The following is a 21,061-nucleotide window of genomic DNA, read 5'->3' on the forward strand; positions in this document are numbered from 1 at the left end:
CGCACACCGTTCCCGCCCACCGCTCCTCCCACACAAAGGAAGTACGCACCATGCGCAAGATTGCTACCACCACCATCGCCGGCGCGGCCTGCCTGGCCCTCGGCCTGACCCTGACCGGCTGCGGTTCCTCCTCCGGAAGCTCCGCCGCTGCCGCTGACTGCACCCCGGCCCACGCCGGGCTGGAGCCCATCAACGCCGGCAAGCTGACCGTCGGCACCCCGGTAACCCCGCCGTACGTGCTCAAGAACGGGACCGAAATCAGCGGCGTTGACGCCGAAATCATCAAGGAGATCGCGGCCATGGAGTGCCTGGAGGTGGACTGGCAGGAAATGACCTTCGCCGCCGGCATGCAGAGCCTGCAGTCCGGTCGGGTGGACACCACCATGGGCGGCGTCTACCGGACCGCCGAGCGCGCCGAACTGCTGGACCTGGGCGCCACCGCATACCGCGACGGCGTGGCACTGCTGTCCAAGGAAGGCTACAAGTCCCTTGAGGACCTCTCCGGCAAGAAGGTCGGCGTCATCCAGGGTTACCTGTGGAACAAGGACCTGCAGGCGGCGCTGGGCAATGACAGCGTGAAGCAGTACCAGACCTCCGACGCGCTGTTCAGCGACCTGAAGGCCGGCCGGATCGACGTGGCAGTTTTCACCACGGCCGAGGCCGCCTACCGCCTCTCGCAGGCCCCGTCTGACGGCTTCGTCAGCGAAGCCTTCGAGCCGACGGAGAAGGTCCAGGCCACCCTGGAGGCGGGCCAGGTGGTTCTCCCCCACCCGAAGGGCGCCGACGCCATGACCGAGGCCTTCGAGGAAGACATCAAGACCCTGGTGGAGAACGGCCGGATCGGCGCGATCCTGAGCGAGCAGAAGATGGACCCCGCCCTGGCCGGCGACGCGAAGTAGCATCCGGAGCAGGCCGGCGGACGGCGGCGGGGGGCGGCCAGGAATGTGGAGGAGGCCCCGAGGCCCAGCCGTCCGCCGGCGCGCACCTGCCGGGCAGCCCTAGCGGACGGCCTGCCGGGCCCGGTGCCGGCGGGCACGCGGATGTGCGCTGGCCCGGGCTCCGCGGACCATGTCCGCGGAGAGCAGCACCAGCGCTGCCCAGATCAGGCCGAAGCCGGCCCAGCGCTCCGGGGGCATTTCCTCGTGGAAGACCAGCAGCGCCAGCAGGAACTGCATCACCGGGGCCACGTACTGGAGCATGCCGACCACGCTCAGCGGCAGGCGGCGGGCGGCCGCGCTGAAAAGGATCAGCGGCAGCGCCGTGATGATGCCGCCGGCGGCGAGCAGCCAGAAGTGGGCTGCCCCGTGCGAGGCGGCCGTGGCCGCCCCGGTCATCCCCAGCCATGCCATGGCGAGGGCGGCGGGGGGAGTCAGTGCGGCCGTCTCCACCGTCAGCCCCGCCAGTGCCCCGACGTTCGCTCCCACGTTCTTCTTGACCAGGCCATAGAGTCCGAACGTGCCGGCCAGGGCCAGGGCGATCCATGGCGGGGACCCGGAGGCGAACGTCAGCAGCAGCACCGCGGCCAGGCCAATGCCCATCGCGCTCCACTGCAGCCGGTTCAGCCGCTCCTTCAGGAGCACCACCCCCAGCAGGACTGCCACCAGCGGATTGATGAAGTACCCCAGCGAGGCCTCCAGGGCACGCCCGGCCAGGACCGCGAAGGCGAAGACCAGCCAGTTGACGCCAATCAGCAGCGCCGCCAGCGAGAGCTTCAGCAGTGCCGCCCGGTTGCGCAGGACGGCACCCAACTCGCGCCACTGGCGGCCCGCGGCGATGAGGAGGACGCAGAACGCCACCGACCACAGCACGCGCACGGCCACGATCTCCAGCGGCCCGGCCGGGGCCAGGAGTGCGAAGTACAGCGGCAGCAGGCCCCAGATCCCGTAGGCCCCCAACCCGAGGAGCAGCCCGGCCTTGCGTTCGGCCCCCGAGCGCGGGGAGCCAAGCCCTTCTGGACCGGGTCTCCGTGAACCCGGCCCCGCGGTGGCTGGAGCAGCGGCCCCGGTGGTGGGGGCGGAGGGGGAATCCGGTGCGGGGGAGAAGGCCATAACGGTGCCAACACCCCGGGCACCGTTCCCCATTCCCGGACCCCCGCCCAGTGAGGCGGCCCACGCCGGTTGGTGCCGCCGTCGTGCTGGCAATTAGACTAGTGAGCTGTGCGCTAATTGTGCGTGCGCGATTCCCGTCCGGAAGGAAACCACGTGTCCAACCCAGCCGCCGACCGTCCGCTCCGCGTCGCCATCATCGGCGCCGGTCCCGCAGGCGTCTACGCCGCGGACATCCTGACCAAGGCGGAGCGCGAGTTCGCTGTCAGCATCGACCTCTTCGACGCCTACCCGGCCCCCTACGGGCTGATCCGCTACGGCGTGGCCCCGGACCACCCGCGCATCAAGGGCATCGTGAACGCCCTCCACAAGGTCCTCGACCGGGGAGACATCCGCTTCCTGGGCAACATCACCTACGGCCGGGACCTGACGCTGAGCGACATCCGCAGCATGTACGACGCGGTCATCTTCGCCACCGGCGCGATCCGGGACGCGGACCTGGACATCCCGGGCATCGGCCTGGAGGGCTCCTTCGGGGCCGCGGACTTCGTCTCCTGGTATGACGGGCATCCGGACGTGCCGCGCGAGTGGCCGCTGGAGGCCAGGGAGATCGCGGTGATCGGTAACGGCAACGTGGCCCTGGACGTGGCCCGGATGCTTTCCAAGCACGCCGACGACCTGCTGACCACCGAGATCCCGGAGAACGTCTACCGCGGGCTCAAGGCCTCGCCGGTCACCGACGTGCACGTCTTCGGCCGCCGCGGCCCGGCGCAGGTGAAGTTCACCCCGCTGGAGCTGCGTGAGCTGAGCCATTCCCGCGACGTGGACATCGTGCTCTACCCGGAGGACTTTGAATTCGACGAGGCCTCCGACGCGGCCATCAAGACCAACAACCAGACCAAGACCATGGTCAACACCTTGACCAACTGGCTGGTCGAAGAGCAGGACACCGGCGCCTCCCGCCGCCTGCACCTGCACTTCCTGCACCAGCCGGTGGAGGTCCTCGGCGAGGACGGCAGGGTGGCCGGGATCCGGTTCGAGCGCCAGGAGCTGGACGGCACCGGCAACGCCAGGGGCACCGGCGAATATGTGGACTACGGGGTCCAGGCCGTCTACCGCGCCATCGGCTACTTCGGCTCCGAGCTTCCCGAGGTCGGCTTCGACGCCCGCCGCGGGGTGATCCCGAACGACGGCGGCCGCGTCCTGGACGAAGCCGGGCAGCCGGTGCCGGGCATCTACGCGACCGGCTGGATCAAACGCGGACCCGTGGGCCTGATCGGCCACACCAAGGGCGATGCGCTGGAGACCATCGGCAACCTGCTTGAGGACCGGCTGAACCTGCCCGCCGCGGAGCGCCCGGAGGAGGAAGCCATCATCGAACTGCTGGCCGAGCGCGGCATCGAGTACACCACCTGGGAGGGCTGGCTGAAGCTGGATGAGCACGAGCGCGCGCTGGGCGCTGCCGCCAGCCCGGTCCAGACGGCCAACGGCCCGGTGGAGCGCGAACGCATCAAGGTCGTCCCCCGCGAGGAAATGGTCCAGATCTCCAACAAGTAACCGTCCCGCCCCGGCGCCAACCCGCCCCGGGCGGACCAGCGCCGTTACGCGCCGAAGGCCGGCCCCCGCGATGCGGGGGCCGGCCTTCGGTATGTCCGTACGGAACGGCTGTGTCCGTGTGACGGCTAGGCGGGCATCCCGGCCATCTCCGAGGCGGCGTCCGTCTGGCCCAGGTCGCCGGCCGCGTAGCGGGCACGCAGCAGCGAGCCCAGGTTGGCGTCAACGTTGGTCCAGTACTGGAAGAAGCGCTCGCGGATGTCCGCGCGGGTGATGCCGTTGGCCTGGCCCAGGAGGTTTTCCTGCAGGTAGGCACGCTGTGCGTCGGAGAACACCTCACGGTAGAGGGTGCCCGGCTGGCCGAAGTCGTTGTCCTCGGCGTGCAGGGTCGCGGCGGCGCGGACCAGCTCGCCGTCGGACTCCCAGCTGCCCTCGGCCGCGCGGGCCGGCTGGGCCACGGGGCCGCCGAAGGAGTTCGGCGCGTACACCGGGGCGGAGGCCGGCTTGAAGGTGTGGCGCAGCGAGCCGTCCTGGGAGTAGTTGTTCACCGGGGCTTCCGGGCGGTTGACCGGCAGCTCGTTGTAGTTGGTGCCGACGCGGTAGCGCTGCGCATCCGGGTAGGAGAACACGCGGGCCATCAGCATCTTGTCCGGGGAGATCGCGTGGCCGGGGACGACGTTCGCCGGGGACAGGGCGATCTGCTCGATCTCGGCGAAGTGGTTCTCCGGGTTGCGGTTCAGCTCGAAGCGGCCCACCGGGATCAGCGGGTAGTCCTTGTGCGACCAGGTCTTCGTGAGGTCGAACGGGTTGAAGCGGTAGGTCTTGGCCTCTTCGTACGGCATGACCTGGACGTGCAGGTCCCAGCTCGGGAAGTCCCCGTGCTCGATCGCCTGGTACAGGTCGCGGCGGTAGTAGTCGGCGTCGGCGCCGGCGATGAGCTCGGCCTCCTCCATGGAGAGGTCCGCCAGCTCCTGGTTGGAGCGGAAGTGGTACTTGACCCAGAAGCGGCCACCCTCGGCGTTGGTCCACAGGTAGGTGTGGGAGCCGTAGCCCTGCATCTGGCGCCAGGACTTCGGCAGGCCGCGGTTGCCCATCAGGTAGGTCACCTGGTGCGCGGACTCCGGGGAGAGGGTCCAGAAGTCCCACTGCATGTCGGCGTCGCGCAGGCCGGAGCCCGGAAGGCGCTTCTGGGAGTGGATGAAGTCCGGGAACTTGATGGCGTCGCGGATGAAGAACACCGGGGTGTTGTTGCCCACGATGTCCAGGTTGCCCTCGGTGGTGTAGAAGCGGGTCGCGAAGCCGCGCACGTCGCGCCAGGTGTCCGGGGAGCCCATCTCGCCGGCGACGGAGGAGAAGCGCAGCGCGGTCTTGACGACCGAGCCCGGCTGGAAGGCCGCGACGCGGGTGTACTTGGAGACGTCGTTGGTCACCGTGAAGGTGCCGAAGGCGCCGCCGCCCTTGGCGTGGACGATGCGCTCGGGAAGGCGCTCGCGGTTGAACTGGGCCAGCTTCTCGACCAGGTAGACGTCGTGCAGGACGGTGGCGCCGTTGACGCCGGCCGTCAGCGAGTGCTCGTCGCTGGCGACGGGGGCGCCGGTCTGGGTGGTGGTGAAGTTCTCGGTCACGAGAGGCTTTCTCCTTCTTTCGGAATGGGTATTCTGCGGCCGGGGCGCTCAGCCGGCGGGGCCGGGCGAGCGCTCCGCGCAGTCTTTACAGATGCCCTGGTAAAGGACATCGGCAATCTGAATGGTCATGCCGTGGGAGTCGGAGGGGGTCAGGCAGGGGGCATGTCCCACCGCGCAGTCCACGTCCTCGACCCGCCCGCACCGGGTGCAGACGGCATGATGATGGTTGTCCCCAACCCGGGTCTCGTAGAGCGCGGGGGAGTGGGGCGGGCTGAATCGCCGCAGCAGGTCGAACGCCGTGAGGTCGTTCAGCACGTTGTAGACGGACTGGAGCGACAGTTCCGGCAGGTCGCGGCGCACTTTTTCGGCCACGGCATCCGCCGACGAGTGGGGGTGGCTGTCGACGACGCCCAGCACGGCCAGGCGCTGGCGGGTTACGCGCAGTCCGTGGTCGCGGAGCCGGGTCGAAAAGTCCATGTGACCCATTCCACCCGCTTATTTTGAGTAAGTCAAGATAAGCAAGCCTTACCTCCCGGGAAGCGGCCGGGCCGGCGCCCTGCACGGGGGAACAGTGGCGGGCAGGTGCGCGTTCACTAGAGTGGATACAGGTGTTGCCGCACGGTGCGGCGCCTCCGCGACCAAGGGGTGAATGGCAGCAGTGCACAACCACAACAACGGGCTCAAGACCGCCGCCCTGCTGGGCGGCATGTTCGCCCTGCTTCTGGCGATTGGGGCGCTGCTCGCCTCGGGCACGCGCAACTCCTCCTTCATTTGGGTGTTTACCCTGATCGGCCTGGGCACCACCGCCTATGGCTACTGGAACAGCGACAAGATTGCCATCCGTTCCATGCATGCCTATCCGGTCACCGAGGCCGATGAGCCGGCGATGTACCGGGTCGTCCGTGAGCTCTCCGCGACCGCCCGGCAGCCCATGCCCCGGCTCTACGTCTCGCCGACCATGGCGCCCAACGCCTTCGCGACCGGCCGGAACCCGCAGAACGCCGCGGTCTGCTGCACCGAGGGCATCCTGCGGCTGCTCGACGAGCGTGAGCTGCGCGGCGTGCTCGGACACGAGCTGATGCACGTCTACAACCGCGACATCCTCACCTCCTCGGTGGCGGCCGCCGTCGCCGGGGTGATCACCTCGGCCGCGCAGTTCCTCCTCTTCTTCGGGGGCGGCGACCGTCGCAATGCCAACCCGATCGCACTGATCGCGATGTCCTTGCTGGCCCCGCTGGCCGCCTCGCTGATCCAGATGTCCATCAGCCGCACCCGGGAATACGACGCCGACGAGGACGGCGCCCGGCTCACCGGCGACCCGCTCGCGCTGGCGTCGGCGCTGCGCAAGCTGGAGGCCGGCGTGGCCCGGGCTCCGCTGCCGGAGAACGACCAGCGCCTGGTTAACACCTCCCACCTGATGATCGCCAACCCGTTCAGGGGCGGCGCGCGGAAGCTGTTCGCCACGCACCCGCCGATGGCCGACCGCATCTCCCGCCTCGAACGCATGGCCGGCCGCCCCCTTGGCTACTGACCGCAGGCGCATGAAAGCACAGGACCTCCGCTCCCAAGGGGAGCGGAGGTCCTGTGCTTTGGCGGGACTTCGCGGCAGCTAGCGGAAGTTCACGAACTGCAGGTCGGCTTCCTCGAAGTCCCGCAGCAGGGCCATGGTGGCCTGCAGGTCATCGCGGGACTTGGAGGAGACGCGGAGCTCGTCACCTTGGATTTGGGACTTGACCGACTTGGGAGCTTCGTCGCGGATCAGCTTGTTGATCTTCTTGGCGATGTCCTGCGCGATGCCTTCCTTGATGGAGGCCTCGATGCGGTACTCCTTGCCGGAGGCGAACGGCTCGCCCGCGTCCAGGGACTTGAGGCTGATGTTGCGCTTGACCAGCTTGGACTGGAAGACGTCGAGGACGGCCTTGACGCGCTCCTCGGAGTTGGCCTTCATCAGGATCTTCTCGCCGCTGAAGTCGACCTCGGCGCCGACGCCCTTGAAGTCGTAGCGCTGGGCGATCTCCTTCTGGGCCTGGTTCAGCGCGTTGGCCACTTCCTGCTTGTCCACCTTGCTGACGACGTCGAACGTGGAATCGCTCGCCATGAGGGTCCTCCCTGGGTAGGTTTTTGCTTTTCCTCCAGCCTACCGGAGCCGCGGTTTTCCGCGGGAAATTGGGGGTGGCGGCCCTCGATTCGAAATTGTGCGGAATCTTAGGTAGAGTATCTACTCGTTCCACAAGGAACGTTCGGCAGATTACCCGAGCGGCCAAAGGGGGCTGACTGTAAATCAGCTGGCAATGCCTACGGGGGTTCGAATCCCTCATCTGCCACCGAACGTCGAAGGGCCTGTTTCCCGGCATCAGCCGGGAAACAGGCCCTTCGGCTTTTCCGGGCCCCGCCGTGCTGTTAGCTTGAGGCGTGGAAACCATCACGCCTCGGCTTCTGAATTGGGCGTCGATCCTCAGCGAAGAGACGCGGGGGCAGGCCCTGCGCACGTCCTCGCTGCCTTTCATCTACCCGCACGTGGCCCTGATGCCGGACGCCCACTTGGGGCTGGGGGCCACCGTCGGGTCGGTGATCCCCACGCTGGGAGCCATCATTCCGGCAGCCATCGGCGTGGACATTGGCTGCGGCATGATCGCGGTGCTCACACAGTACCGGGCCGCCGACCTCCCTCCCGACCGCCGGCCCCTGCGCGAAGCCATCGAACGCGCCATCCCGCTCTCCGCCGGCGGGTACAACCGCAAGGTGGTTGCCACGGCGGAGCCGCGCGTGCTGGAGATGCTGGAAATGGCCCTGGCCGCCGGTTTCGAGCCGGGCCGCTACTCCGCGACCTGGGAGCGGCAACTGGGCACGCTCGGCTCGGGAAACCACTTCATCGAGGTCTGCCTGGATGAGGAGGACAGGGTGTGGCTCTTCCTGCACTCGGGCTCCCGGGGCATCGGCAACCGGATCGCCCAGCACCACATCACCGAGGCCCGGCTGCTCGCGAGGCAGCAACGCATCGAGCTGCCCGACCCGGACCTGGCGTACCTCACCGAGGGCACGGCGGAGTTCGACGCGTACATCCGCGAACTGCGCTGGGCCCAACACTTCGCGCTGCTCAACCGCGAGGAGATGATGGACCGCGTGGTGCGCCAGTTCGAGGAATGGGTGGGCGGGCCCGTACGGGAGGCCCGGCGGATCAACTGCCACCACAACTTCACCCAACAGGAGACGCATTTCGGGAAAACGGTGTGGGTTTCCCGCAAGGGTGCCATCCGCACCGAGGCCGGCGAGGCCGGGCTGATCCCCGGCTCAATGGGCACGGCCTCATACGTGGTGGAGGGGCTGGGCAACCCGTGGGCGCTCAACTCCGCCCCGCACGGGGCCGGACGCGAATACTCGCGCAACGCGGCCCGGAAGATGTTTACGCACGAGCAGCTCCGCGCGGCCATGCAAGGCATCGAGTTCCGGGACACGGACGCGTTTGTCGACGAGATTCCGGCCGCCTACAAACCGATCGACCGGGTCATGGAGGATTCACGCGACCTGGTGCGGATCCGGCACCGGCTGCGCCAGTTGATCAACGTCAAGGGCGACTGAACCCGGCCGCCGGACCGCACCGCCCGGGCCCTATGCGGCCATCCGGCCCTCCTGGGTCCGCAGGTAGAGGTCCCACAGGATGAATTGGTCCTTGGGGGCGGCGCCCATGACCGCGTTATAGTGCGCCCACTGCCAGCCGGTGGCCCCGTTCGAATCGGGGGGAGCGGGCGGGCAGGTGCCCGGGGTGGTCCACAGCCCGCCGGCCCAGATGGCGTCGATCGGCCCGGCGCTGGTGGCGCTCGAGCCCGGGTCTGCCAGCGCGCGGGGCAGCTTGGTCCGCTGCTGGATCCGGGCGGCCTCCCCAAAGGCGAACGGCTCCGATTTCAGGGTCTCCACCGACCCCAGGTAGAGGCCCTCGTATTCCTCCGCCAGTTCGACGCTCCTGCGGAGGGCATCGCGGAGCGGTCGACCTTCGATGATCAGGAGCAGGGTGCTGCGCGGCATGGTCTTGTCCTTTCGTCGCGGCCCATCGGGTTTTAGACGCTAGGGTGCCGCCGGGGAGGGGGGACAGGGGCGCGTGCCCGGATGTGGATAACCCCTCAAGCCCTCCACAGCGGGACCGCAGGGGAGACACCCGGCCCGTGCAGCCGCTACCGTGGAGCAATGGCAACCATTGACATCACTGAAGCCCAGTTCGCGCAGACCATCGAGGAGAACGAGATCGTCTTCGTCGATTTCTGGGCGGCCTGGTGCGGCCCGTGCCGCCAGTTCGCCCCGGTGTACCAGCAGGTTTCGGAGAAGTTCCCGGAGATCACCTTCGCCAAGGTGGACACCGAGGCCGAGCAGGGGCTCGCCAGGGCCGCCGGCATCACGTCGATCCCGACCCTCATGGCCTTCCGCGACAAGGTGCTGGTCTTCTCCCAGCCGGGAGCGCTGGCCGCGTCCCAGTTGGAAGACCTGGTCGAGGCCGTGAAGGGCATTGACATGGAAGAAGTCCACGCGCAGATCGCCGAGCAGCAGGGCTCCTCCGCCCAGTAGTCCCCGCGGCCGGGCTGCGGCGGGGCGGCCAGCCCCGTTCCGGCTGACCCCATTCCGGCCGGAACGGAGTCGGCGGGAATTACAGCTGGCCCTGGGCCAGCAGGTGGTTCGGCAACCGGTTTCCTGGGGCCTTGGCGCGGATCCCGATGAGTTCACGGGCATGGGCATGCAGTGCACGGTCCTCGTCCGAAACCGGCACCCAGGGCCGGACCGGGACGGCCGTTCCCGTCTCGTCCCGGGTGACCATCACCGTCATGCAATTGGTGGTCAGCTCCATCTCCCGCGATTTCGGGTCCCCGGAACGTACGTTCACCGCCACGTGCATGCCCTTGTTGCCCGTGTAGACCAGCCGGGCCTCGACCTCCACCAGATGCCCGATCAGCAGTGGCCGGTAGAAACGAACGCCGCCGGAGAATACCGCCACGGTGTCCCGCCCGCAGTAGCGCGTGGAGCAGACGTAGGCCGCCTCGTCGATCCAGTCCATCACGATGCCGCCGTGGACCTTGCCGCCCCAGTTCACGTCGGAGGGCGCGGCCATGAACCGCAGCACCACCGACTCCGAGGTTCCGGCACTGGTGTACGCCACCCGCTTCATGGATGCGGAGATCTCCTCCCGGACCTTGATCCGGGCCACCGCGTAGTCGCGCTGCTGGATCTCCTGCGGCGTGGAGGGCACGAACTCCGGCACCGGCACCGGCTTCCCGTCGTCGCCCACGGCCACGAAGATCACCAGGCACTGGCTCCGGGCCACCGCCGGGACAGTGCCAAAGGTGCGGGGATCACCCGAGGTAACGGTGGTCAGGATGTGCATGGAGGTGCGCCCCGTGTGCACGATCCGGGCCTCCACCTCCACCATGTCCCCAACCTCCACTGGGGCGGCGAAGTGGATGTTGCCCACGTATGCGGTCACGCAGTACGCCTTCGCCCATCCGACCGCCACCGCGTAGGCCGCCTTGTCCACCCACTCCAAAATGGTGCCCGCGTCGACGGACCCGCTGTGCCCCAGGTCCATCGGCGCGGCCAGGAAGCGCAACGTCACCACGTTGGAGGCAGGTCCGGGGATTCCGGCCCCGGCCCCGGCGGGCAGGACCCCGGCGGGCAGGACCCTGGCGGACTCGTTCTCATGGGCCATGGCGTGCTTCCCCTCGGTGCGGGCCGGGCGGTGGCGCCGGCGGTCGGAACCCGTATGAAGTGGGTCCCAACGTAGCACCGCGGGCGGGCGCGCGGTGGTGGAACAGAGCGGCTACCGGCGGCGGTGGTCTTCCGGGGACAGCCGGGGACCGTACGACGGCTTGCGGAAGCCGGTGAGCCCCAGCATCCGCACGAAGCGCTGCCGGTGCCCGGCCCACGGCTCAAGCAGGCGCAGCATGCCGGCATCGTCAGTCTTGCGTCCGGTCAGGGCGTAACCCACCCACGCGGCGAGATGGAAGTCGCCCACGGAAACCGAGTCCGGGTCGCCGTGCGTGCGCTGGAGCACCTCCGCGGCAGTCCACGGACCAATGCCCGGCACCGTCTGCAGCGTGGCGGAGACCCCGTCCGTAAGTTCCCGGGACCCCAAGCGGTCCAGCCCGGCCGCGGCCTCGGCGGCCCGCAGGATCGTCATGGAGCGTTTGGCATCGACCCGCGCGGCGTGCCATTCCCAGCTGGGAACCCGGCGCAGCGCGTGCGCGTCGGGTGCGACCGCCATGCCTTCGGGCACCGGTCCGGGGGCGGGGGACCCAAAGCGGCGCACCAGGTAGCGCCACGCGTAGCGGGCCTCGATAACGGTGACCTTCTGCTCCAGGATGGCCGGGACCAGGGCGTCGAAGACCCGTCCGGTGGCGGGCAGGCGCAGCCCCGGGTTGCGCCGCCGGGCCTCGTTCACGGCACGGGGGAGCGAGGCCCGGAACCCGGACTCGTCGAAGCCGGACCAGTCGTCCCCGGCGCCGAGCAGACGCGGCACCCCGGCCAGGGCTGCCCGAGCCCCCGGCCCCCAGGCGCGGATCCGCACCGGAGAGGAAGGCCCCCCGAAGGAGTGGCCTGCTGGGGAGGAATGGGGTGGCGGTTCCGCAACGGCTGGTTTTGCGGCGCCTGGTTCCGCGGCCACCGGGCCCGCCGCGGGCTGGGTCAGCCGCAGGGACGCGGGCCCTTCCGGGGTGGAAAAGCACAACCAGGCCTCGCCGCGGCCCACCCGCGTGCAGGGATCGTGGGTTCCGCGCTGCAGGACGGAGAGCGTCGACTCCAGCGAGTACGGGCCCTGGGGCACCCACACCGAGGTGGCCGCAGGGGCCGTTCCGGGATGGCCGCCGGCGTGGAGGGGGGAAGCGGGAAGGCTGCTGGGCACCCTCCCATGCTCCCACGGCTGCCCCACCTGCCCCATACCGCTGCCCCCGCCGTCGCCTTTCGCCCCGCAGCCGCCCCACGGCGCGGTGGCGTCCCCCGGGCAGTGGCTTCCCCCTGCGCGGTGCCGTCCCCTGCGCGGTGCCGTCCCGGAAGGCCCAAACCGTGCTTCCCGCAGCGTCATTTCCGCTGCGCCGCGGGACCGGGCGCCGGTAGAGTCTGGCGTATGAAATACGCCAATTCCGTTCTGGACCTGATCGGCCACACGCCCCTGGTGAAACTCAACAGGGTCACTGAGGGGGTGCGCGCCACCGTCCTGGTGAAGCTCGAGTACCTGAATCCGGGCGGGTCCATCAAGGACCGCATCGCGCTGAAGATGGTGGAAAACGCCGAGGCCTCCGGCGAGCTGAAGCCCGGCGGAACGATCGTCGAGCCGACCTCCGGCAACACCGGCGTCGGCCTGGCCCTGGTCGGCCAGATCAAGGGCTACAAGACGATCTTCGTCACCCCCGACAAGGTGGGCGAGGAAAAGCGTGACGTGCTGCGCGCCTACGGCGCCGACGTGGTGGTCACCCCGACCGCCGTCGCCCCGGACAGCCCCGAGTCCTACTACGGCGTCTCCGACCGCCTGGTCACCGAGATTCCCGGCGCCTACAAGCCGGACCAGTTCTCCAACCCGGCCGCCCCGGAGAGCCACTACGAGTCCACCGGCCCGGAGATCTGGGAGGACACCGACGGTACGGTGACCCACGTGGTCATCGGTGCCGGCACCGGCGGCACCATCACCGGCACCGGACGCTACCTCAAGACCGTGTCCAGGGACCGGGCCTCCGGTCCCGTGCGCATCATCGGCGCGGACCCCGACGGCTCCGTCTACTCCGGCGGCACCGGCCGCCCGTACTTCGTTGAGGGCGTCGGGGAAGACATGTGGCCGGGCAACTACGACCCGTCCGTGCCGGACGAGGTCCTGGCGGTCACCGACGCCGAGGCGTTCGCGATGACCCGGCGGCTGGCCCGCGAGGAGGGCCTGCTCGTTGGCGGATCCTCCGGCATGGCCGTGGTCGCCGCGCTGCGCGTGGCACGGGACCTCCCGGAGGATGCGGTCGTGGTGGTGATCCTGCCCGACGGCGGACGCGGCTACCTGGCGAAGATCTTCAACGATACCTGGATGAGGAACTACGGGTTCCTCTCCGGCGGCGAGGAGGCAACGGTCGAACAGGCGCTGTCCGCCAAGTCCTCCGCCGTCCCGGCGCTGGTGCACACCCGTGCGAACGCATCGATCCGGGACGCGGTCGCACTGATGCGGGAGTACGGCGTGGATGCGCTCCCGGTGCTCTCCCAGGAGCCTCCGGTCCGGATGGGCGAGGTCCTCGGCACCCTTGACGGACGCACCCTCACCTCCGCCCTGCTTTCGGGAGAGGCCACGCTGGACGACCCGGTGAGCGCCCACGCCGGCCCCGTCCTGCCGCTGGTCGGCGCCCTGGAGGACCTTTCCGTCGCCCGGCGCAAGCTGGAGGAGGCCGATGCCCTGCTGGTCACCCGCGGCGGCGAACCCGTCGGCGTCCTGACCCGCCACGACCTGCTGACCTACCTCACTAACTAAGGAACGTGATGAGCACCGAAAACCCCGGGTTCAACACCCGCGCCATCCACGCCGGACAGGCCTTCGAGCCGCGCACCGGGGCCGTCGTCCCGCCGCTGCACTTCAGCACCACCTATGCCCAGGACGGCATTGGCGGGCTGCGCGGCGGCTACGAGTACGGCCGCGGCGGCAACCCCACCCGCGACTCGCTGCAGGAGCAGCTGGCCGCGGTCGAGGGCGGCGCCCACGCCTACTCGTTTGGCTCCGGCCTGGCCGCCGAGGACTCCCTGATCCGGGCGGTGGCCCGTCCGGGCGACCACATCGTCCTGGGCAACGACGCCTATGGCGGCACCTACCGCCTGATCAGCCGGGTGCTGGGCCCGTGGGGCATCGGCAATACCCCGGTGGACATGTCCGACCTCGACGCGGTCCGCGCGGCCGTCGCGGCGAACCGGACGCGGCTGCTGTGGGTGGAGACCCCCTCCAACCCGCTGATGAAGATTTCCGACATCGCGGCCCTGGCCGGGATCGCCCACGAGGCCGGCGCGCTGCTGGTCGTGGACAACACCTTCGCCTCCCCGGCACTGCAGCAGCCGCTGTCCCTGGGCGCGGACGTCGTGGTCCATTCCACGACCAAGTACATCGGCGGCCACTCGGACGTCGTCGGCGGCGCCGTCGTGGTGAACGATGCGGAACTGGCGGAAAAGATCGGGTTCGTCCAGTTCGCCGTTGGCGCCGTGTCCGGCCCCATGGACGCCTTCCTGACCACCCGCGGACTGAAGACTTTGGGCGTGCGCATGGCGAAGCACTCCGCCAACGCGCAGGCCGTGGCCGAATGGCTCTCCGGCCGCCCGGAGGTGGAGGCAGTCCTTTACCCCGGCCTGCCCGGCCACCCCGGCCACGAGCTGGCCAAGAGCCAAATGAGCGGCTTCGGCGGCATGGTGTCCGTGCAGTTCGCCGGCGGCGAGGCCGCCGCCCGCAAGGTTGCCGAGTCCACCACCGTCTTCACCCTGGCCGAGTCGCTGGGCGGCATCGAATCCCTGGTGAACTACCCATCGGAGATGACCCACGCGTCCGTGAAGGGCACCGAGTTGGCCGTCCCGGTCAACCTGCTGCGCTTCTCGGTGGGCATTGAGGACGTGGAGGACCTCATCGCGGACCTTGAGCAGGCGTTCGCGGCGCTGTAGGCCAACCGGCCCCGAACACAACGGAGGGTCCCCGGCTTCCCTGCCGGGGACCCTCCGTTGTGCCCGGGACGGCCGCGGTTGGCCCGGCCCGGGCCCGCATGCCTCCACAGCCCGGGCAGCGCAGCTAGCGGGCTGTGCCGGCGGCCTTGCGGGCGGCCTTGCGCTGGGCGCGGGCGGCCGCGGCTTGGGCCTTGAAGTGGCGCAGGCTCGGAGGCAGCCACAGCAGGACGACGCCCGCCAGCAGCGCCACGGCCATGGAACTCAGGCGCGGCCCGCGGAAAAGCAGCGGAAGCCCCGCAATGAGCCCAAAAGTGGTCAACAGCCCGCGCCCGGCGAGCCTGCCGCGGAACAGGTGCCACGCGCCGTAGCCGACCACCAGTCCCAGGAACAAAAGAAATACGGAGAGCGCGAAGAGCCCGGCCGGGCCGGTGGCGTTTTCCGCCTGCGCGTTGCCGAACGTGGCGGCGGCGAGCACCAGCAGGGCGGCGGCGGACACCGACCACCACCACACGGCGGTCCGCAGGGTCCAGGGGAAATCCTTCATGCCCCGAGCCTAACGGAGCGGGCGGGGCCGGCCGCTCCCGCGCTACGCTGGTGGCATGGTCCCTGCGATACCCCGCGATCCCGTGCCGGGCACCGGCGGTGGGGAACTGGTTGCCGTATGCCGCGTCCATGCCCTGCGCCCGGACCCCGGGCCCGTTGGGGTGACCGCGATCGACAAGCGCCCGGCCGGGGGCACAGTGAAAGTCGGCCCGCAGGGCGTCTACGCCGACATCCAGGCGGACAGGGCCCACCACGGCGGCGGGGAGCAGGCCGTCTACGCCTATGCGGAGGAGGACGCCGCACGCTGGGCCGCGGAACTGGGCCGGGACATTCCGCCGGGTTTGTTCGGCGAAAACCTGCGCCTGCGCGGGGTCGACGTCTCCGGCGCGATCATGGGCGAACGGTGGCGGATCGGCCGGGACGTCGTCCTTGAGGCAACGCTTCCACGCGTGCCCTGCTCCACATTCGCCCGGACCATGGGGGAGGACGGTTGGGTGGCCCGCTTCACCGAACGCGGGGACACCGGCTGCTACCTGAAGGTGGTGCGCACGGGGGCCGTACGTGCCGGGGACCCCGTCGCCGTCGTGCACCGGCCGGCGCACGGGGTGAGTGTCCGCGACGTGTTCCGCGGCCTGGACCGGGCGCAGGCGGACCGGCTGCGCGCAGGCCTGGAAGCCGGCGAATGGGAACTCCCCGGCAAGGTGCTGCGCGCCCTTTAGCGCGCTCTTCAGCGCCACGGGCACGCCCTGTGCGTGCTTTCTCGGTCGCCTCCGCGTGTGCCGGATCCCACAGCTCCCGCGTCGCACGGCGGCCGCAGGTCCTGTAGAATTAAGTGTTCACTGCATCCGGCTTCCCTCGCATTCCGCCCAATTTTTGAGGCGGGAGCTCAACGTGTGTTCCACCGCGCAACCAGCGGTCAGTAGTCATAGGGGAGCGCCGGACCAATCAGTGATTGAGTCCGTATGTGCCGCGGTTGCCGCTCCCAGCGAGCGGCTGGACCGCCCCTATGAATGAGGTAAAACCCAGTGTCTACTGACATGCCCGAAAACCAGGCCACCGAAACCCCGAACACCACCGGGCAGGCAAGCAACGAGGTCCTGTTTGCGGACCTCGGCATCGACGGCCGCATCCTGGCCGCCCTGACCGACATCGGCTACGAGAAGCCGTCCCCGATCCAGGCCGCAACCATCCCGCTGCTGCTTGAGGGCCGCGACGTCGTGGGCGTCGCCCAGACCGGAACCGGCAAGACCGCCGCGTTCGCGATCCCGGCGCTGTCCCGCCTGGCCGAGCTCGCCGACCTGAACGGTCCCGCCAACACTCCGCAGGTCCTGGTCCTCGCACCGACCCGCGAGCTGGCGCTGCAGGTCGCCGAGGCCTTCAACTCCTACGCCAAGTACCTGGACAACTTCAGCGTCCTGCCGGTGTACGGTGGCTCCGCCTACGGCCCGCAGCTGGCCGGCCTGCGCCGCGGCGCCCAGGTGGTCGTCGGTACCCCGGGCCGCGTGATCGACCACATCAACAAGGGCTCGATGGATCTCTCCGACCTCCAGTACGTTGTGCTGGACGAGGCCGACGAGATGCTGCGCATGGGCTTCGCCGAAGAAGTGGACAAGATCCTCGAGGCCACCCCCGAGGACAAGCAGGTTGTCCTGTTCTCTGCAACCATGCCGTCCTCGATCCGGCGCATCTCCAAGCAGTACCTGCGCAACCCGCAGGAAGTGACCGTCAAGTCCCAGACGACCACCGGCACCAACATCCGCCAGCGCTACGTGCAGGTCATGGGCCCGCACAAGCTCGATGCGATGACCCGCATCCTTGAGGCGGAGGAGTTCGACGGCGTCATCGCCTTCGTGCGCACCAAGATGGCTACCGAGGACCTCGCCGACAAGCTGAAGGCCCGCGGCTACACCGCGGCCGCCATCAACGGCGACATCCCGCAGCAGCAGCGCGAGCGTACGGTGGAGAACCTGCGCGAGGGCAAGATCGACATCCTGGTCGCCACCGACGTCGCGGCCCGCGGGTTGGACGTGGAGCGCATCAGCCACGTCATCAACTACGACATCCCGAACGACACCGAGTCCTACGTGCACCGCATCGGCCGCACCGGCCGTGCCGGCCGCAAGGGCGACGCGATCCTCTTCATGACCCCCCGCGAGAAGTACCTTCTCCGGGCCATCGAGAAGACCACGCGCCAGGAGGTGGAGCTGATGCACCTGCCGAGCGTTGAGATCGTCAACGACAAGCGCCTGGCCAAGTTCGCCGAGCGGATCACCGAAACCATCTCCTCGCAGGACCTCACGGTCTTCCGCGGGCTGGTGGAGAAGTATGCGGCGGACCACGAGGACCTTAGCGAAGTGGAGATCGCCGCGGCCCTGGCGCACATGGCCCAGGGCGGCCGCCCGCTGCTCATGGAGGATCTCCCGGTCCCGCCGGCCAAGCAGGCCCGCATGGCCAAGGGCGCCCGCGACGGCTTCGGGTCGCGCGGCCCGTCCCGCCCGCTGACCGAGGGCAACGCCACCTACCGCCTGGCCGTGGGGCGCCGCCAGCGCGTCATGCCGGGTTCGATCGTCGGCGCCTTGGCGAACGAGGGCGGTTTGTCCTCGGCCCAAATCGGCGGCATCGACATCCGCAGCGACCACACCCTGGTCGAACTGCCGGCGGACCTGTCGCAGGACCAGCTGCGGGCGCTCTCCCGCACCCGCATCGGCGGCGAGCTGATCAACCTTGAGTTGGACTCCGGGCGCAAGCCGCGCCGCGAGGGTGGCTACGAAGGCGGCGGCTACCGTGGCGGAGACCGTGGCGGAGACCGCGGCGGTTTCCGCAAGCCGCGCCGTGAGGGCGAAGGCGGCGGGTACGACCGCGAGGACCGCGGCGGATACCGTGGCGGCGAGGACCGCGGCGGCTACCGCCAGGAGCAGGGTGGGGAGCGCTTTGGCGGACCCCGAAAGCCCCGCACCGGCGGCCGCAACCGCTACTGATACAGGGTTCCCCGCGGGGGTGGAACCCGGCGGGGGATCTCCCTGAAGCATGGCGGGGCGGCCCGGGCACGACGTGCCCGGGCCGCCCTTTTGCCTGCCGCCGGAGGCCTGGGGGCACCATCGTGTGTGTTCGGTCATAAAGGCCCCGCTCGATTGGACAGTGCCCCCGGCCTCGGGTAATGTATTTCCTCGTTGCCCCCCTAGCTCAGTGGTAGAGCGCAGTCTTGGTAAGACTGAGGTCACGGGATCGATTCCCGTGGGGGGCTCTGAATGGCGGAGCCCGCGTCTGTGTCCAGGAGACGCAGGCGCGGGCCTTCCCATTCGTGGCGGTGTAGCTCAGCTGGTTAGAGCGCACGACTCATAATCGTGAGGTCCCGGGATCGAGTCCCGGCACCGCTACCGACGGATCCCCGGCTCCCCCCAGGAAGCGGGGATCTTTTCGTTTCCGGCGGGTGGCGCGCCGGTACCGGTTTGGCAGGCGGTCCCGTTTCGCTTTCGGGGCCGGGCGCTGGTAGAGTATTTCCTCGTTGCCCCCCTAGCTCAGTGGTAGAGCGCAGTCTTGGTAAGACTGAGGTCACGGGATCGATTCCCGTGGGGGGCTCTGAATGGTGGAGCCCGCGCCTGTGTCCAGGAGACGCGGCCGCGGGCCTTCCCATTCGTGGCGGTGTAGCTCAGCTGGTTAGAGCGCACGACTCATAATCGTGAGGTCCCGGGATCGAGTCCCGGCACCGCTACCCCTCGAAGTCCCGGCCCCAATCCAGGGCCGGGACTTCTTTTTTGTCCGGGGCCTGCTGGCCCTGCCCGTGCGTGCCTTTCCGGGCCTGACGTTGCGTTTTGCCCCTTTTGCCGGGGTGCGGGATGGAATCGGTCCGACGCGCCGCGACTCCCGGGGCGGCGCCCGTTGCCGGGCCCGGGTGAGAGAATGGGACCAAATTCGATGCAGGGGCAGCGCTCCAGGGCGTGTCCGCGCCCTGGCCGATCCGGGAGGCCGCGCGCGGTGTCCACAACGGGTGAGAGGAATCAGGGAATGGCAGCCGGGGAACCGACTCAGGAATTTCCGACCAGGGCCGCTTTGCGCCGGGCACGGCTCGCCGCGGAGCAGGCCCGCGGCGAGGGGACCCTTCCGGAGGGCCAGCCCCGCAGCCAGGGCGCCATCCCGCCCGTTAGTGAGGGCGCTGCCCAGCCGGTGAGCGAGGGTGCCACCCAGCCGGGCAGCCAAGGTGCCACCCAGCCGGGCAGCCAAGGTGCCGAGCCGCGCAGCCAAGGTGCCGCGCAGCCCCACGGGCAAGGGATCCAGGCGCGCGGCCAGGCGGCCCAGGCGACGCTGCAGGCGGAGCCGGCGCGCCCCGGCGCGATGCTCCCCGAACGCGACGAGTTCGACGACGTGGCCGAGCTGGCGCCTCTTTTCCCGGTAGTCGGGCCCCTCGACCTGCCGGCGGATCCGTTGCCCGGCGCTCCGGTGGTGGAGCCCGATGCAGCCCTGGCCTCCGCGGAGAACGAGGGCCTCGCGGTCCCTGTAGACCAGGAAACCCCCCAAGGCGCGCCTGCCCCGGGCGTGCCTGCCCAGGGCCCCTCGGGCGAGCGCGCCGCGGGCGGGCAGGCCAGGGGCCCGGAAACCGCCGGCGATGATGTCACCTCCACGGACGCCCCCTCCACGGGCACCCCCACCGCAAACATCCCCACGGAGCCCGCCCCTGACCAGGAACCGGGGACGACGGGCGCGGAAACCGCCGACGCGGCAGCCGGACGCGGGACGTTCCTGCGTCCGGAGGACGAGGCCCTGCCCCCGACGCGGGGCATGCGCGGCTTCCTCTCCCGCATCGGCTTCTCCGTGGAGCCTTCCGCCGAGGAGAAGGAGGAGCGCCAGTGGCGCCGTGCCATTGGCCAGCGCCTCTCCGCCCCGCGTACCGTCTCGGTGGTCAACGGCAAGGGCGGGGCCAACAAGACCCCCACCGCTGTCCTGCTGGCCGCCGTGTTCGGCCGCAACAGCGGGGATCCGGTTCTGGCGTGGGACAACAACGGCACCCGTGGCACGCTTGGCTGGCGCACGGTTCAGGCTTCCCACAACGCACACGTCATGGACCTGCTGCACGCCGCCCCCGACCTCATGGGAACCACCGCCGGGGACCCGGCCATCAACGCCTACGTGCACTACCAGCCGGAGGACCGCTACAGCGTCCTGCGCACCGACCCCACCCTGCTGGCCTCCGAGCAAAACCTGACGGCCGCGGACTTCGACATCGTGCACGCGGCGGCGAGCAAGTTCTTCCAGCTGTCCATCGTGGACTCCGGCAATGATGAATCCGCCGAGCGCTGGCTGCGCATGATCGACCACACCGACCAGCTGGTGGTCGCCAGCACCACGGTGGAGGAGCACGCCGAGGCGGCGGCCCTGTTGCTGGAGGCGCTCGCCAACCGCGGGGGGCGCTACGCCGAACTGGCGCGCAACGCCGTCGTGATCGTCAGCCAGCACCAGCAGAACGGCAACAAGGACCAGCTGGCCCGCATTGCCTCAGGCTTCCGCCGGCTGGCCCGCGCGGTGGTGACCGTTCCGTTCGACCCCGCACTGGTGAAGGGCCGCATCCGCTACCAGGCATTGCGCCCGGCCACCCGGCGCGCCTGGCTGGAAGCGGCCGCTGCGGTCGCTGACGGTATCTCCTAGGCCGGGCAA

At 69.7% G+C, this 21,061-nt stretch carries 18 protein-coding genes and 5 tRNA genes; 15 read left to right on the forward strand and 8 right to left on the reverse strand.

What is annotated here, in order from left to right; all coding sequences use genetic code 11:
• Positions 1–50: 50 nt before the first annotated feature.
• Positions 51–899 carry a substrate-binding periplasmic protein gene (locus tag NCCP_RS00095; protein ID WP_172627232.1) on the forward strand — a complete coding sequence of 283 codons (849 nt, stop codon included), beginning with the start codon at positions 51–53 and terminating at the stop codon, positions 897–899.
• A gap of 99 nt (positions 900–998) precedes the next feature.
• Here NCCP_RS00095 and rarD read toward each other — a convergent pair whose 3' ends face one another.
• On the reverse strand, positions 999–2,048 hold the full coding sequence (gene rarD, locus NCCP_RS00100; protein WP_149955080.1) for an EamA family transporter RarD: 1,050 nt from the start codon (positions 2,046–2,048) through the stop codon (positions 999–1,001).
• Between the two features lie 153 nt (positions 2,049–2,201).
• Between rarD and NCCP_RS00105 the strand changes: the two genes are divergently transcribed.
• Complete coding sequence (locus NCCP_RS00105) at positions 2,202–3,602, forward strand: FAD-dependent oxidoreductase (protein ID WP_149955081.1); 1,401 nt, start codon at positions 2,202–2,204, stop codon at positions 3,600–3,602.
• 125 nt (positions 3,603–3,727) lie between these two features.
• Here the strand turns inward: NCCP_RS00105 and NCCP_RS00110 are convergent, their stop codons facing one another.
• Together NCCP_RS00110 and NCCP_RS00115 are read right to left on the reverse strand one after the other, a co-directional pair.
• Positions 3,728–5,224: a catalase gene (locus tag NCCP_RS00110; RefSeq protein ID WP_149955082.1), complete on the reverse strand. Its 1,497-nt coding sequence runs from the start codon at positions 5,222–5,224 to the stop codon at positions 3,728–3,730.
• Between the two features lie 48 nt (positions 5,225–5,272).
• The gene (locus NCCP_RS00115; protein WP_149955083.1) at positions 5,273–5,710 is read right to left on the reverse strand and encodes a Fur family transcriptional regulator; all 438 of its coding nucleotides are present in this window, start codon (positions 5,708–5,710) and stop codon (positions 5,273–5,275) included.
• 172 nt (positions 5,711–5,882) lie between these two features.
• Between NCCP_RS00115 and htpX the strand changes: the two genes are divergently transcribed.
• Positions 5,883–6,755 (forward strand): zinc metalloprotease HtpX, encoded by an 873-nt coding sequence (gene htpX / locus NCCP_RS00120; protein WP_149955506.1) that lies wholly within the window; start codon positions 5,883–5,885, stop codon positions 6,753–6,755.
• 78 nt (positions 6,756–6,833) lie between these two features.
• Here the strand turns inward: htpX and NCCP_RS00125 are convergent, their stop codons facing one another.
• Complete coding sequence (locus tag NCCP_RS00125) at positions 6,834–7,322, reverse strand: YajQ family cyclic di-GMP-binding protein (protein WP_149955084.1); 489 nt, start codon at positions 7,320–7,322, stop codon at positions 6,834–6,836.
• 144 nt (positions 7,323–7,466) lie between these two features.
• Between NCCP_RS00125 and NCCP_RS00130 the strand changes: the two genes are divergently transcribed.
• A tRNA-Tyr gene (locus tag NCCP_RS00130) sits at positions 7,467–7,548 on the forward strand.
• A gap of 88 nt (positions 7,549–7,636) precedes the next feature.
• A complete protein-coding gene (locus NCCP_RS00135; RefSeq protein ID WP_149955085.1) occupies positions 7,637–8,803 on the forward strand; it encodes an RtcB family protein in 1,167 nt (388 codons plus the stop codon).
• Positions 8,804–8,833: 30 nt separating this feature from the next.
• Here the strand turns inward: NCCP_RS00135 and NCCP_RS00140 are convergent, their stop codons facing one another.
• The gene (locus tag NCCP_RS00140) at positions 8,834–9,247 is read right to left on the reverse strand and encodes a hypothetical protein (protein ID WP_149955086.1); all 414 of its coding nucleotides are present in this window, start codon (positions 9,245–9,247) and stop codon (positions 8,834–8,836) included.
• Positions 9,248–9,406: 159 nt separating this feature from the next.
• Here NCCP_RS00140 and trxA point away from each other — a divergent pair, with 159 nt between their 5' ends.
• On the forward strand, positions 9,407–9,781 hold the full coding sequence (gene trxA, locus NCCP_RS00145) for a thioredoxin (protein ID WP_149955087.1): 375 nt from the start codon (positions 9,407–9,409) through the stop codon (positions 9,779–9,781).
• Between the two features lie 79 nt (positions 9,782–9,860).
• Here the strand turns inward: trxA and NCCP_RS00150 are convergent, their stop codons facing one another.
• Positions 9,861–10,793, reverse strand: coding sequence for an acyl-CoA thioesterase (locus NCCP_RS00150; protein ID WP_414727689.1), 933 nt, complete (start codon positions 10,791–10,793; stop codon positions 9,861–9,863).
• A 231-nt stretch (positions 10,794–11,024) separates the two neighbouring features.
• A complete protein-coding gene (locus NCCP_RS00155; RefSeq protein ID WP_225873592.1) occupies positions 11,025–12,104 on the reverse strand; it encodes a DNA-3-methyladenine glycosylase family protein in 1,080 nt (359 codons plus the stop codon).
• 222 nt (positions 12,105–12,326) lie between these two features.
• On the opposite strand from NCCP_RS00155, the gene NCCP_RS00160 reads away from it, so the two are divergent.
• Both NCCP_RS00160 and NCCP_RS00165 read left to right on the forward strand, forming a co-directional pair.
• Positions 12,327–13,703 (forward strand): cystathionine beta-synthase, encoded by a 1,377-nt coding sequence (locus NCCP_RS00160; protein ID WP_149955088.1) that lies wholly within the window; start codon positions 12,327–12,329, stop codon positions 13,701–13,703.
• A gap of 8 nt (positions 13,704–13,711) precedes the next feature.
• Positions 13,712–14,869: a cystathionine gamma-synthase gene (locus tag NCCP_RS00165; RefSeq protein ID WP_414727684.1), complete on the forward strand. Its 1,158-nt coding sequence runs from the start codon at positions 13,712–13,714 to the stop codon at positions 14,867–14,869.
• A 124-nt stretch (positions 14,870–14,993) separates the two neighbouring features.
• Here NCCP_RS00165 and NCCP_RS00170 read toward each other — a convergent pair whose 3' ends face one another.
• The gene (locus NCCP_RS00170; protein WP_149955090.1) at positions 14,994–15,413 is read right to left on the reverse strand and encodes a hypothetical protein; all 420 of its coding nucleotides are present in this window, start codon (positions 15,411–15,413) and stop codon (positions 14,994–14,996) included.
• A 55-nt stretch (positions 15,414–15,468) separates the two neighbouring features.
• Here NCCP_RS00170 and NCCP_RS00175 point away from each other — a divergent pair, with 55 nt between their 5' ends.
• From NCCP_RS00175 to NCCP_RS00205, 7 genes are all read left to right on the forward strand, one after another.
• A complete protein-coding gene (locus tag NCCP_RS00175; protein ID WP_149955091.1) occupies positions 15,469–16,131 on the forward strand; it encodes an MOSC domain-containing protein in 663 nt (220 codons plus the stop codon).
• Positions 16,132–16,449: 318 nt separating this feature from the next.
• Complete coding sequence (locus NCCP_RS00180; protein ID WP_149955092.1) at positions 16,450–18,390, forward strand: DEAD/DEAH box helicase; 1,941 nt, start codon at positions 16,450–16,452, stop codon at positions 18,388–18,390.
• A gap of 194 nt (positions 18,391–18,584) precedes the next feature.
• Positions 18,585–18,656: transfer RNA gene (locus tag NCCP_RS00185), tRNA-Thr, on the forward strand.
• Between the two features lie 59 nt (positions 18,657–18,715).
• Positions 18,716–18,789, forward strand: a tRNA-Met gene (locus NCCP_RS00190).
• A 130-nt stretch (positions 18,790–18,919) separates the two neighbouring features.
• Positions 18,920–18,991 (forward strand) — tRNA-Thr (locus tag NCCP_RS00195).
• 59 nt (positions 18,992–19,050) lie between these two features.
• Positions 19,051–19,124: transfer RNA gene (locus tag NCCP_RS00200), tRNA-Met, on the forward strand.
• 452 nt (positions 19,125–19,576) lie between these two features.
• On the forward strand, positions 19,577–21,052 hold the full coding sequence (locus NCCP_RS00205) for an ATPase (protein WP_149955093.1): 1,476 nt from the start codon (positions 19,577–19,579) through the stop codon (positions 21,050–21,052).
• Positions 21,053–21,061 lie beyond the last annotated feature (9 nt).

This window comes from Zafaria cholistanensis, assembly GCF_008580665.1.
Classification (GTDB): Bacteria; Actinomycetota; Actinomycetes; order Actinomycetales; family Micrococcaceae; genus Zafaria; species Zafaria cholistanensis.

Coding starts and splice junctions, on each gene's coding strand:
- NCCP_RS00180 (WP_149955092.1), top strand. CDS start 16,450: ATGCCCGAAAACCAGGCCACCGAAACCCCGAACACCACCGGGCAGGCA.
- NCCP_RS00115 (WP_149955083.1), bottom strand. CDS start 5,710: ATGGGTCACATGGACTTTTCGACCCGGCTCCGCGACCACGGACTGCGC.
- NCCP_RS00140 (WP_149955086.1), bottom strand. CDS start 9,247: ATGCCGCGCAGCACCCTGCTCCTGATCATCGAAGGTCGACCGCTCCGC.
- NCCP_RS00165 (WP_414727684.1), top strand. CDS start 13,712: ATGAGCACCGAAAACCCCGGGTTCAACACCCGCGCCATCCACGCCGGA.
- NCCP_RS00150 (WP_414727689.1), bottom strand. CDS start 10,793: ATGGACCTGGGGCACAGCGGGTCCGTCGACGCGGGCACCATTTTGGAG.
- trxA (WP_149955087.1), top strand. CDS start 9,407: ATGGCAACCATTGACATCACTGAAGCCCAGTTCGCGCAGACCATCGAG.
- rarD (WP_149955080.1), bottom strand. CDS start 2,048: ATGGCCTTCTCCCCCGCACCGGATTCCCCCTCCGCCCCCACCACCGGG.
- NCCP_RS00170 (WP_149955090.1), bottom strand. CDS start 15,413: ATGAAGGATTTCCCCTGGACCCTGCGGACCGCCGTGTGGTGGTGGTCG.
- NCCP_RS00160 (WP_149955088.1), top strand. CDS start 12,327: ATGAAATACGCCAATTCCGTTCTGGACCTGATCGGCCACACGCCCCTG.
- NCCP_RS00095 (WP_172627232.1), top strand. CDS start 51: ATGCGCAAGATTGCTACCACCACCATCGCCGGCGCGGCCTGCCTGGCC.
- NCCP_RS00175 (WP_149955091.1), top strand. CDS start 15,469: ATGGTCCCTGCGATACCCCGCGATCCCGTGCCGGGCACCGGCGGTGGG.
- NCCP_RS00125 (WP_149955084.1), bottom strand. CDS start 7,322: ATGGCGAGCGATTCCACGTTCGACGTCGTCAGCAAGGTGGACAAGCAG.